The 12,686-nt window shown below is 60.3% G+C and carries 6 protein-coding genes; 5 read left to right on the top strand and 1 reads right to left on the bottom strand.

Going from position 1 to position 12,686, the window contains the following annotated elements:
* Positions 1–212 precede the first annotated feature (212 nt).
* Positions 213–2,882, top strand: a complete 2,670-nt coding sequence (locus WJS89_RS06515; RefSeq protein ID WP_346340140.1) for a tyrosine-type recombinase/integrase — start codon at positions 213–215, stop codon at positions 2,880–2,882.
* A 94-nt stretch (positions 2,883–2,976) separates the two neighbouring features.
* On the opposite strand, the gene WJS89_RS06510 is transcribed toward WJS89_RS06515, so the two are convergent.
* Positions 2,977–3,972 (bottom strand): helix-turn-helix transcriptional regulator, encoded by a 996-nt coding sequence (locus tag WJS89_RS06510; RefSeq protein ID WP_346340139.1) that lies wholly within the window; start codon positions 3,970–3,972, stop codon positions 2,977–2,979.
* Positions 3,973–4,047: 75 nt separating this feature from the next.
* Here WJS89_RS06510 and WJS89_RS06505 point away from each other — a divergent pair, with 75 nt between their 5' ends.
* The 4 genes from WJS89_RS06505 (at position 4,048) to WJS89_RS06490 (ending at position 12,659) form a co-directional block, all read left to right on the top strand.
* Entirely contained in the window at positions 4,048–4,317 is a 270-nt protein-coding gene (locus WJS89_RS06505) for a hypothetical protein (protein ID WP_346340138.1), read from the top strand.
* A 116-nt stretch (positions 4,318–4,433) separates the two neighbouring features.
* Positions 4,434–7,808, top strand: coding sequence for a TM0106 family RecB-like putative nuclease (locus WJS89_RS06500; protein WP_346340137.1), 3,375 nt, complete (start codon positions 4,434–4,436; stop codon positions 7,806–7,808).
* A 58-nt stretch (positions 7,809–7,866) separates the two neighbouring features.
* On the top strand, positions 7,867–11,292 hold the full coding sequence (locus tag WJS89_RS06495; protein WP_346340136.1) for a ScoMcrA-related endonuclease: 3,426 nt from the start codon (positions 7,867–7,869) through the stop codon (positions 11,290–11,292).
* The gene (locus WJS89_RS06490) at positions 11,289–12,659 is read left to right on the top strand and encodes an McrC family protein (protein ID WP_346340135.1); all 1,371 of its coding nucleotides are present in this window, start codon (positions 11,289–11,291) and stop codon (positions 12,657–12,659) included. The genes WJS89_RS06495 and WJS89_RS06490 overlap by 4 nt, the downstream gene beginning before the upstream one ends.
* Positions 12,660–12,686 lie beyond the last annotated feature (27 nt).

Below are 12,686 nucleotides of genomic sequence, written 5' to 3'. Positions count from 1 at the left end.
TCAACACCCTGTTGAGGGGAAATCTTCACGAACCCGTTATTTCGAGATTGTCCGACTACCTTTGCGTCCCGCTCGATTGTTCCCGTGCAGCGCTCGGCCAAATTCTAGCTTCTGCAATAATCAATGGCGCCCTCCTTGATCGGAATTGGTTCGGTCCGTTACTTCGCAGCGTGATGGCAATGCCGCTCAGTCGATCTCGTCTGTGCGTAGAGATGGAGGCTGCCGATCCGGAGGATAAGCGGCACGTTTACGCCTACCCACGGCGATGGTTTTGCGATCCAACTACCGACCTACTTATTCGTCGCTGGCGAGTAGACCACGCAGCCTCTCGAACCGGTTGGTCGCCATCGCCCAACGAATGTTTTGCTGCCTTTCTCCTGAGCATGAATAACTCGTCACAAGGAGAAACTCTCGATCAACTGGTACACGAAGCCGCCTTGCGTTGGCGACTTGCGCTGCCCGGACTTTTGGTCAGTCACGCTGTGGGTGATGGGCCTGCGCTCTCGCTGCCGCCGACGACATGGGACAGAGTCAGTTCCGGACGACCGATCGCAGCGACGAAGCCTTTGGCCAAACCCACCACCCGAGGAAGGCCAAACCGCACCGGCTATCCTGAAGTTTACCGATCGCTCATCTGTGCGCTGAAGGGCACCGAGCCAAAAAAGCAAATAGCCGAAATCCTAGATTGCATTTCTAAGCAAGATGACACGCTTGTCGCACATCTCGTCCGATGGGCGAACCTTGCAATTCTTCCGCGGGGAAAGACTTCGAACGGCAGGCGCGAATGGGGTCAAAAAGCACCGTATTCCGCACGTGGCACGATCGCCGGCTACGCAACCAAGCTCGCTGACCTTCTCTCCGAGAACTTGGAAACAAATCTAGGTGGTATCGATGCCGCAGAGCTCGACTCCTTTTACCGGCGCGGCTTCGAAAAAATCGGTGATCGCAACAAGGCGCTCAATGCGGTTTCCTCCTTTCAAGCATATCTATGCGCTTTGAACCCGGAACTCGACGTGGGCGACACCTATGACGAGTTGCGCGAGGAAGGGCGCGTTTCCGTCAACATGGTGTCCAGCGCTGATTACCTTCGCGCTTTGGAGCAATTGCCCGGCAATGGTCGCGAAGACCGATTACTTCGTCTCATCCTTACACTCGCTTTTCGGGCGGGCCTCCGACTGAACGAGATTCTCGGCCTTAGGCACGTCGACATTGCGTACACGGACAGTCCTTCGGGCGCTCCTCTGATGGAACTGTACGTCCGGCCATACGGATGGCGCGCCCTGAAAACGAAGCAAAGCCGACGCATGGTTCCTCTTGATGTTCTTTTGACGCCTCACGAACTCAACGAGTTGCGTACATGGTGTGAGGATTACGAGGCCGAAGCTCGGAATCGCCCGCTGGGCTTGTTGTTCACTCACGCCGGTGGTGGCGCTGGCGAACTTATCTCGCGAACGGTTAGGCCCAGACTGGAAAAGGCGCTTATCCGGGCGACGGGAGACAAGGGGATGAGTTTCGAGCACCTGCGGCATTCCTTCGCTACGCAACTGCTTGCTTGTCTATTGTTGCCCAAGGACGGAAGCTACTTATCAATCCCAGCAGGTCTAGACGATGACAGCATCTCAGAGGCCCGCCGAGAACGCATTATCGCGAGAGTATCCGGCAGTGCGCGTCCGGGCCGCAGCGCGATGCACATCGTCAGCCAGCTCTGCGGCCACGGGCCTGTGACGACCACTCTTCGCTGGTATAGCCATATGCTCGATTGGTCGCTGGGCGCATTTGTAAATCGAAAATGCCTGCAGCCGCGCCTTACAAGACAATTGGCATTGAGCGCTTTGAAGCGAACTCAAGAAGGGTACCGCGCGGAATCGTTATCGAGAGCCGATCATCGCTTTCGAAGATCAATCTCGCAACGTGACCACTTGCGAGGCGAGTGGGAAAACTATCGCACGCCCAACCTGACGCCACAGGTGGATTGGGCCAATGACGATATCCCGCTAATGGCTGTCCATCGCAGCATTCAGCGCGGCCTTGACCGTCAGTGTGCAGACGACTTCATACCGAGGTCTCGCCCATTGAGACGCCGGAAAGCGCTCGTGTCGGACGCGGCGGGCGACACTCTCCCGCCTTGGAGATCGATACGCGAGGCGGTGATCGCACTACGCGCCGGCTCGGATGCAGATGAGCAGGCAGCGTTACTTGGTGCGACCAAGGAGGAAGTCATTCGCTATCGCGAGATTGCCGACGTCATCGCTGGGCCCCGACGGCGAGGGGAAAAGCATATGCGCTTCGAGCCGAAGATGTCCTCCAGCAAAAGAGCCGTTTTCGACGTCGAGGACTGGCGCAACATATTTCCTCAGGAGCCTCGCGGTCGAGACGCGTTGGACGTTGTCGATCACATTTGGCGAAATGCGCAGCGTGTTCATACTCACGCTCATGTGCGCTGGGCGCTCGAGGAATTCTGCCGCTATCATAGCGTAGATAACGGCGTCACGACGTTCATGAAACGGAAGGATGCAACAAGGTTTTGGCGCGGCATGGCTATGCTGGGCTTCGCGGAGAACATGAGCGTGCGCCCACTCGGCAGCAAGTCGTGCTGTGACCAACTCCGCTGGCAGCTGACAAGGGGATTGCCGAAAGCGCTTCGTCCACCCGAGCCGACCACTCGCAGCAGTCGAGATGTGCCTTTTCCGCGCTCTATAGCGATACAGATTGGCGTACCCCGTCTGCCCGGTCGACGCTTCGAAGATCCAGTCAAGACGAACAATCACACCCGATCTGCTGTCCGGTTTGCGATCACGATGGTAGCCATTGCCACATTGGACGACGTGAGAGAGCCGCCTCGTCGTACCGGTCGCAGGCCGGGTTATGGCGGCTACTTTTGACTTGTTACGATATGAGTTGCTGTCTCCGTGCACGGGGTGGGAGCGATTCTATCCTCTTGGGCGAGTGTTTTTTGTCCGGGTCGCCAATCCATGATCATGGCAGCGATAGAAAATCATCTCGACGATAGGCATGGACCATCTCTGCCAGTTCTATCGGTTGCAGAACCTCGACGCTCGTTCCCCACGAATAGAGGTGCCAAGCCATCTCAAGATGACCCGACGCGGTGAAACGAACAATCAGGGACCCATCCTCACAACGTTCGGAAATTTGCGTGGGATGGAACAAGAAGCGGCTAGCGCGATCCGCCGCATGGGGCTTAAATCGCCAAACTACTTCGCCAAACTCCTCATCATTGTGGAATGAGCCGAAAGCGCGGCTGGCGTGAACGCGGAGATCGAAATCGTCAGGATATTGAAAACTGGTGGCGAGCACTTCTGCCTCGCTGATGTCCTCGACACGGTAGTGGCGAAAGCGTCCATCCTTTTTCGCCAGATCGCGCCCTACCAGATAGCGCCGCGCGCCCAATAAGAGTCCAAGTGGCTCAACTGTGCGCAAACTTGCCTTTGTTTCGCCGCGGCTACGGTAGGAAAGACGCAGATGAAATGGGCCTTTGAGAGCCTGTGAGATCGCGTGATCGACCTCCGCTGCCAGCGCAGGCTGAGGGCCAGGGCGAGCGGCATAACCGAGAGCCTCGAGCAACGCTTCCTCGTCAACAGCTAGTCGCGAGCCGCTTTCCGGCGGGATTAGCGCTCTAACCTTGCGATCGAGCCCGCCAAGCTGCTCGGCCTCCGCAACAAGGCCGGTTCGGCGAAGTTCACCCACCGCCGTCGACATGGCGGCAAGCTCATCGGCAGACGGTGACAGTAATTGCGCGATCGCTCGTGCCGGAACGCGCCAGTAGTGACGCTGATCTCCGTCATCGATCCGGTGTTCGGTGGCGGGGAATGCCGCTTCAAGGGCGCTGATCATCCGCTGCGCAGTCCGTCGCACGCAATCGAACTCGGCTTCAATGTCAGCGAGACAAACCCCGCGCCGTGACGTGGCCATCATGGCGAGGCGGAGCAGGTCGACAGCCTTGGAAAACGACATAGCACTCCCCGGGGTGACAGTTTTTGTCGCCCGCGTCCTTCATAAACAAATTGCTCGTAGACGAAAGGACTCGACATGGCATTTACCCACCACGCACAGGCCCGCCTCCAGCAGCGCGGCATTCCCATCGAAGCTGTCGATGCGCTGCTCGCCTATGGCAACAGCCGCAGGCACCACGGCGCCGATGTCTATTACCTCGATCAGCAGGCGCGTTCGCGCGTGAAGGCGGGGCTTGACGCCCAACTTTTCAATCGCATCGAGAAGGCCCTGGATTCCTATCTAGTCGTGGGCGACGACGGCGCGGTCATCACCGCCGCACACCGTCTCAAGCGGCTCAAGTTCTGAAGGGTGCACACCATGGCCAACATGCCGAACCATTTCAGAAAACGCCGCATTCTTGTCAGCAATTTGGGGGCGCCGTACTGTCCGGCCCTTACCCGAAAAGTGGAGCAATCCTGAACATGCGTACGCACCATTCCCGATTGCTTCACTCTGCCTCGGACCTCAACGCTTTCCTTGGCTGCGCACACGCCGCGGCGCTCAATCTCAGAAAGCTGCAGGCGCCTGACTCGCTGCCAGAACGGGCCGAAGACGATGAGACTATGGTTCTCATTCAGGATGCCGGTCACGCCCATGAAGCAGACTATCTGGCGTCACTGCGCGAGTCCGGTGGCGTGACCGAGATTTCGGGCGAAGGAACGCTGGAGGAGCGTGCAGAGGCGACCATTGCCGCCATGCAGGCAGGGGCGCCCTTCATCTATCAGGCAACCTTTCTAGATCCACCCTGGCACGGCTTTGCCGACTTCCTTCGACGCGTCGATTTCGACACCGACCTTGGCAACTGGGGCTATGAAGTCATCGACACCAAGCTGGCCCGGTCACCTGACCCCAAGCATGTGATCCAGCTAGCACTCTATTCGAAAATGATCGGGAGGGTGCAGGCAGAGCCACCACACGCAATGCACCTGGTCCTTGGCGACGGCACGGAAGCGAGCTTCCGCCGCGTCGAATTTGAGCACTTCGTCAACGCGGCAAGCGACCGCTATCTCACCTTCCTCGCCGAGGGTGCAGAAGGCTCGCGCCCCGAACCCTGCAAGGCCTGTTCGCTCTGCGGCTGGCGCGACGTCTGTGCCGCCCAATGGGAGGAGGAGGACCACCTCCACCAGGTGGCAGGCATTCAGTCGACGCAGATCGACAAGTTGCGCGCAGCTGGCGTCAACACCGTTGCGGACCTTGGCGCCCTCCCGGCAGGCACGCAGATTCCCCGGTTGGCTCCGCGCACCTTCGAGCGCCTGCGGGCGCAGGCAGCCCTGCAGGTTGCGCGGCGGACGGGCGAGCCCAGGCCCGAACCGCTGCCGATCGAACCGGGGCGAGGGTTTGCCCGTATGCCCGCGCCGAGCCCAAACGACCTCTTCTTCGACCTCGAAGGCGATCCGCTCCATCCCGATGGCCTCGAGTATCTCTGGGGCGTTCACTATCGTGACCCCTCGGGCGAACCCCTCTTCCGCCATGCTTGGGGGCATGACCGTGCAGCCGAGCGGGCCGCCTTTGAGAGCATAGTCGATTTCTTCACTGAACACTGCGCTCGGCACCCTGACGCGCACATCTATCACTACGCGCCCTACGAAGTGACGGTGCTGCGCCGCCTTTCAACCGCCTTTGCCAGCCGTGAGGCGGCGGTCGACAATCTCCTGCGCGGCGAGAAGCTGGTCGATCTCTATTCGATCGTTCGCGGCGCCATCCGGACTTCCGAGCCGGATCTCAGCCTCAAGACGCTCGAGATCTTCTTTGCCGAAATGCGCGGCGAGGATGTCCAGAAGGCCGACCAGTCAATCGTCCACTATCACCGCTGGCGCGAGACCGGCGAACAGGCACTGCTCGACGGCATTCTGGCCTACAACAAGGTCGACTGCGAGAACACCGAAGGCCTGCGCGACTGGCTGCTGACGCTCCGGCCCGACCTTCCTTGGTGGACCAAGACAGGTCCCGAGCCATCCCCTGAAAAGAGCGAGGAGGCTCAGCGCCGCGAAGAACGGCTTGATGCGCTGCGCCGGGCAATCACGGCAGGCTCCGCGCCGCCATCCGATCGTGCGCGCGAACTTACCTCGCATCTCATCGACTTTCACACCCGCGCGAAGAAACCCGAGCAATGGGCCATCTTCGATCGCTGCGAGCGAGAGGAAGACGAACTGGTCGATGACGGCGAGTGCATCGGTGCAATCTCGCCCGCGAGCGAGGACTGGCTGCGCCCAGAAAAGCAGTCGATCGTCGCGACCTACCGGTTCCCTGCGCAAGACACCAAGCTGCGCGAAGGCAAGGAGGCGCTCCATGCGCCGACCCGCGAGCGGCTCGGAACCATATTCGCAATCGACCGCGACCAGGGCATCGTCGAGGTCAAGCGCGGCAAGAAGGCAGGCAGCGACTTCCCGACTGGCGGGTCACTCATTCCCGGCTGGCCGCTCGACACCACGCAGCTTGAGCTCGCAGTCGAACGCGTCGCCGAGGCCTGGGCCTCGCAAAACCCTGCTAGCCCGAGTGCGCCACGCTACCGGGCGCTTTCCGACATTGTCGAGCGAACCGGTCCTCGCCTGCTCGACTGGCAGGGCGGGACGCTTGTCAGGGACAACGAGACATTGGTCGAGGCCGCAATCGCACGCGCCTTGGCGCTCGATCATTCTGCGCTCTTCATCCAGGGCCCTCCGGGGACCGGCAAGACCTACACCAGCGCCCACATGATCCTCTCGCTAATCGCGGCTGGCAAGAAGGTCGGGGTTTCCTCGAACAGCCACAAGGCGATCAACAATCTCCTCGGGAAGACCGAGGAGATCGGCGAAAAGGAAGGCGTCCACGTGTTCGGCGCCAAGAAGGTCTCGCCCGGCGATCCGGACAGCTACCTCAACGGCAAGATGATCTATGACCTCGCCGACAATGGCGATGTCGAAGATGGCGGTTATGACCTTGTCGGGGGCACTGCCTGGCTCTTCGCCCGCCCCGCCTTCGATCAGCATTTCGACTATCTCGTCATCGACGAGGCCGGGCAGGTCTCACTCGGGCATCTGCTCGCCATGGGTTCGGCGGCGAAGAACATCATTCTCGTCGGAGACCAGATGCAGCTTGGCCAGCCGATCCAGGGCGCCCACCCGGGCGAAAGCGGCCTCTCCGCACTCGACTATCTGCTCGAGGGCGCGGCAACGATCGCGCCAGAGAGAGGTATTCTCCTCGATACGAGCTGGCGCATGAACCCCTCGATCGGAAGCTTCATCTCGCGAGCCGTCTATGATGGCCGCCTCAAGTCCCATCCCGCCTGCGAGCAACAGACCTTGCTCCTCGGTGACGCAGCGGACCCCACCCTACCACAGCACGGGATCCACATGATTCCGATGGACCACACCGGCTGCAGACAGGTCAGTGAAGCAGAGGTCGCCAAGACAGTGGAGCTGGTCGATGCGCTGCTCGGCGCCCGCTTCATCGATTTCAATGGCAAGGAAGGGACGATCGGTCTCGACAACATCCTCGTCGTTGCACCCTTCAACATCCAGGTGAATGCGCTCAAGGACGCGCTTCCCGAGGGGGCCAGAGTCGGTACGGTCGACAAGTTCCAGGGACAGGAGGCCGAGATTGTCATCGTCAGCATGACGACCTCATCGCCCGACGATCTCCCGCGCCACGTCGACTTCTTCTATTCGAAGAACAGGCTCAATGTGGCGGTCAGCCGCGCACGGGCGCTCGCAATCGTCCTTGCCAATCCGAAACTGCTCGAGCTCGAGGCGACCACAGTCGAACACCTGAAGCTCGTCAATACGCTCGCCTGGCTCAATAACGAGGCAAGTAATTGAAGAAGCGACTGGATCGAAGCGGAGAAATTTGGAAGATGCGCGCGGGGGTATTTCGCCGGTGACCGAAGACAAGTTCAGAGAATGGATGGCGAGCGAGGGGCTGGTAGCCAGCTCGATTTCGACGCGGATCTCCGATTTGCGGCGGGTCGAGAAGCACTTCGGCGACCTCGACGCAGCCTTTGACAGGGATGGCTGCGTCAGCATCTTTGAGCAGCTTACTTATACCGCAGCCGATCAGGCCGCGGGCAAGCCCAACCCTTCCGGGATCGAGATCGAAGGCAATCTCTACGATGGCCTGTCGGGCTACAAGTCTTCGCTGACCGCTTATGTCCGCTTCAGGAATAGCGAGAAAAACACCGGAGCCATGAGCCAGGCGGAACGGATTCGCCAGCATGTGGCCGCCAATTATGCGACCCCGGCCCGCCGGAGAGGCGAAGATCAGTTCTCGGTGATTTCAGGGGACATCCACCGCGACCTTGGGCTCGCCAATGCCATGCCAGCCGTTTGCAGCGCGCTCGACAGCCGCAAGTTTGCCGAGCTGATCGACGGAGAGTTGATCGACCGGGTTGGGCCTGCCAATTCCTCGACTGTCCGCTTTACCTTCAGGCTCAATGCCGAAGGGGCTTTCGATATCGCCGCCGCCGAACGAGAATTGAAGCGACGCTACGGTGAAGAGATCCCGACCATCAAGGATACGGGCAACCGCTATGTAACGAGCTTTGCCTTGCCCGATGAGCGCCAGGTCGCGCTCGAAAAGGAAGGTCAGTCGGTCCGGATCTGGATCGAGGGCAGCAGGGACAATCCACCGCCTGCAGGTTCCCCGGACTACTACGCCCCCGAACAGGGACGACAATCCAATCTCCCCAGCCGCCTCAAGCACATGCCGCCCGGCGGCGCGAAGCCGCGCGAGGTCATCAAGATCACCTTTGCCGATTTTGCGAGCTTCAACGGCGTGCTCGACTGGTACGAGGCGCAAGGGACAAACCCAGGCACGCTGACCCGCGCGGCGGTCCTCGCCGCGATCCGCGAGTGCGAAGAGCTCGGGACCGACCCGTTCCTCGACAAGCATGGCTTCAGGCCCCCCAGAACCTACTGGATTGCCGAGGAGGGCAAGTTCTACCCCTGCAAGGCCATCGCCAATGTCGCGCTACGCGCCGTCGAGGGAGCCGATACCCAGACCCGTGATGCTACCCGTTCGCGCGAGCTCATATCGCGTCTGGGATTCAGGGTCGTCGACAGCCTTGATGAAAGGCTCGATGCAGCCGAGCTCGAGCGCCTCAAGCAGCGCTTTCTCAGCAAGTTTCCTGATTTTGAGCCGGCCGGTTTTACGGCGAGCGAAGGCGGATATTTCGATGAGGAGCGAGCATACAAGGAATCCCTGCTTGAAAAGGCGCAAGTAGCGCTGGACGATGAATCCTTGGCTGAAGAAGAGCTGGGCGGGCGCTTCCTTGATATTCTGACCGGTCCGCACTCGGGGCTGCTAGGCTGGCGCACCGATGCCCGGATGAGGAGCCTTCGCGCCAGTCACCCGGGGATCCTCGAAACTGAAGCTGGAAGCCTGATCCTTTCCGATGTCGACCCAGCCGTTGCCCTCGATCGCTTCGTCAAGGCCACTTGGCCAATCCTGAGCGAGGGACAGGACAAGAGCCAGCCCTACAGCGAGAGCCGCAATATCCCCTCGATGCTGCTGGCTCTTGCGCATCCGACAGAAGCGATGGGGATCAACACGGATCCCCTCTGGCGCGCAGGCAAGGCGCTGACGGGCAAGTCTCCCTTCGGAAACAATCCCCTCAACGAGGACGAATATGCAGCGGTCCTCGCCCTTGCCCAGACACTCTTCGAGAAATTCGGGGAATGGGGCTGGCAGCCGCGCGATCTCTGGGATGTTCAGGGATTCATCTGGGTCGTCAGGGAAACCCAGGACGCAGCCCAGCCCGACAATGATTCAGATCACAACGAGACCAAGCCCATGCCCAGACCCACCAATCTCATTCTCTACGGCCCTCCCGGGACCGGAAAGACCTACCGGACCGCAAAGGAAGCCGTAGCGCTCTGCGATGGCTCTGCTCCCGATGACCGATCCGAACTGAAGGCGCGCTACGATACGCTCGTCGAGGCGGGGCAGATCGGCTTTGTCACCTTCCACCAGTCATACGCCTATGAGGACTTCGTCGAGGGCCTGCGCCCAGAGACAGGAAGCGATGAAGGCGAAGAAGAAGCATCAAGCGCTGGCTTCCGGCTCGAGGCGCGACACGGCATCTTCCGCGAAATCTGCGCAATCGCTCAGGACGCAAGAAGGAATGTCGGACGCGGTGGCGGCTTCGACCTCGAAGGGCGCAAGTTCTTCAAGATGTCGCTCGGACGCGCGGGAAGCGAGGATTACATCTACGACGACGCCATCGAGGGGAATTACATCGTTCTCGGCTGGGGCGGCGAAGTCGACTGGTCGGATCCGAAGTTCGAAAGCTGGCCGCAGTTGCTCGAGCGCTGGCGGGAAGAGAACCCCGAGGCAACGGGCAACGATCCCAATGTCGTTCAGATGTGGCCGTTCCGCAGCTCGATGGCGGTTGGCGATCTGGTTATCGTCTCGGCAGGTAACCGCCATTTCCGGGCAATCGGCGAAGTGGTCGGTCCCTATGAATTCAAGCCTACCGATGTGCGGGAGTACAATCACCGCCGCTCGGTTCGCTGGCTCATGGTGGCCGACGAGCCGCTCCCCGTAGAGATGATTTACGGCAAGAACTTCATGATGCAGTCCTGCTATCAGCTGAAGAGCAATCGCGTGAAGCTCGAGGCGCTCTCGCGCCTGCTGCCTGGCAACGCTCCGGCTTCCGATGGCTCTCCCGACCAGTTCGTCCTCATCATCGACGAGATCAACCGCGCCAATATCTCCAAGGTCTTCGGCGAGCTGATCACGCTCATCGAGGAAGACAAGCGCATCGGCGGGACCAACCAGACGACTGTCAAGCTTCCCTATTCCGGTGATGTCTTCGGGGTGCCCGACAACCTCCACATCATCGGCACCATGAACACCGCCGACCGCTCGATCGCGCTCCTCGATACCGCGCTTCGCCGCCGGTTCACCTTCCGCGAGCTCATGCCCGAGCCTGAACTGCTCGAGGAGGCCGCCGAACGGACAGGCGTGCCCCTGGTTGGGCTGCTGCGCCGACTCAACGAGCGGATCGAATATCTCTTCGACCGCGAGCATCAGATCGGCCACGCCTATTTCATGAGCTGCCGGACGATCGAAGACGTCCACGAGACGATGCGGCACCGCGTCATCCCGCTCCTCGCCGAATATTTCTACGAGGACTGGAACAAGGTCGCGCTCGTGCTTGGCGATGCCGAAGGAGCAGGACGCTTTCTTACCCGCACCCAGCTGACTCCACCGGCTGGTATTCAGTCAGACGGCTTCAGCGAGGATCGCTGGCGTTGGCAGGTTCGCGATCACTTCGACGACAGTGCCTACGACGCCTTTGCATGATCAGCCGGACAGTCCTTGAATGGCGCAAGATCCGCTACGGTGAAGGGCCCGAGGAGATACCCGAATGGGCCGCTGACCGGATCGCCGCCGTGGCGCGCGCCAATCCGCTGGGCGGCGAGGAAGGCGCCCGCATCCTGCAACATGGCCGGAATGCTCTGCGCGCGCAGCAGGTTGTCGGCGTCATCGCCGCACAGGATTGCACCCTCGAAATCCTTCCCAAGATCGACGGGCTTGGCGATGGCGACAGCGCGGCAGGCCAGGCCCATATCCGGCGCAATCTCGTGCACATGCTTGCCGTTGCGCTCGATCTCGATATCGCCGCAGGCCAGATGGCGCGGCTCGGCTGGCAGGATGAGAACCTGCTCGAGGTCCTAATTCGCCTCTTCTGTGACAGACTTTTCGAAGCCGTCCATCTTGGCCTACCTCGGCGCTACGTCGCCATGGAAGAAGACATTCCTACGCTGCGCGGACGGCTCGATGTCATCCGGCAGTTCTCCACGCTAGCGGCAAGCCCCGACCGGCTGGCATGCCGCTTCGATGAATTGTCGAGCGACATTCCGCTCAACCAGATCATGAAGGCCGCCGTTGCCCGCCTGCTGAAGCTCTCGCGTTCTCCACACAATCAGCGCAGGCTGCGCGAACTTTCGTTCGCCTTTGCTGAAGTGAGCGACGTGCCGGTTCAGTGGCTGCGCTGGAACAGCGTGATCCTCGACCGCACCAATGCCCGCTGGAAGGATCTTCTCGAGCTCGCCCGACTTCTCCTCGGCGAGCGCTTCCAGACGACCACCAGCGGACGTGGACAAGGCTTCTCGCTATTGTTCGAAATGAACACCCTGTTTGAGGAGTTCATTGGGCGAACGCTCAGGCGCGCACTCGTCGGCACAGGTCTACAGGTCGATCTCCAGGGCGGAAGGCTGCATTGCCTTGCCGAGCTCGGCGACGATCATACGCCGACCGGTCGACGCCGCTTCATGACAAAGCCAGACATCATCATTCGCCGAGGGCCCAAGCGGGTGATGATCATCGACACCAAGTGGAAGCGCCTCGCGCCTTCAATCGACGATCCCAAGCAGGGCGTGAGCCAGTCAGACGTCTACCAGATGATGGCCTACGGCAGGATTTACCAGTGTCCCGATCTGATGTTGCTCTACCCCCACCACGATGACCTGAAGTCTTTCGCAGGCTTTCAAAGTCAGCACTCTGTTGTGGGCAGCGAGGATAAACTGTCGGCAGCGACCCTGAACTTGTCGGATCTCAAGACGGCCGCATTGCAGGCCGGAAACCTCATCAGGCCGCAGAACCAATTTGAAGCAGGAGCAATTCCAAGCTTGATTTTTCAGACACATAGAAGCCAGTTACCTGGCTGAACGGGGTAAGGTTTCGACTTTCAGGGC

This window comes from Sphingomicrobium aquimarinum, from assembly GCF_039655735.1.
Lineage (GTDB): Bacteria > Pseudomonadota > Alphaproteobacteria > Sphingomonadales > Sphingomonadaceae > Sphingomicrobium > Sphingomicrobium aquimarinum.
The sequence above is the reverse complement of the archived record's forward strand: the minus strand, read 5'-3'. Positions and strand labels throughout refer to the sequence as shown.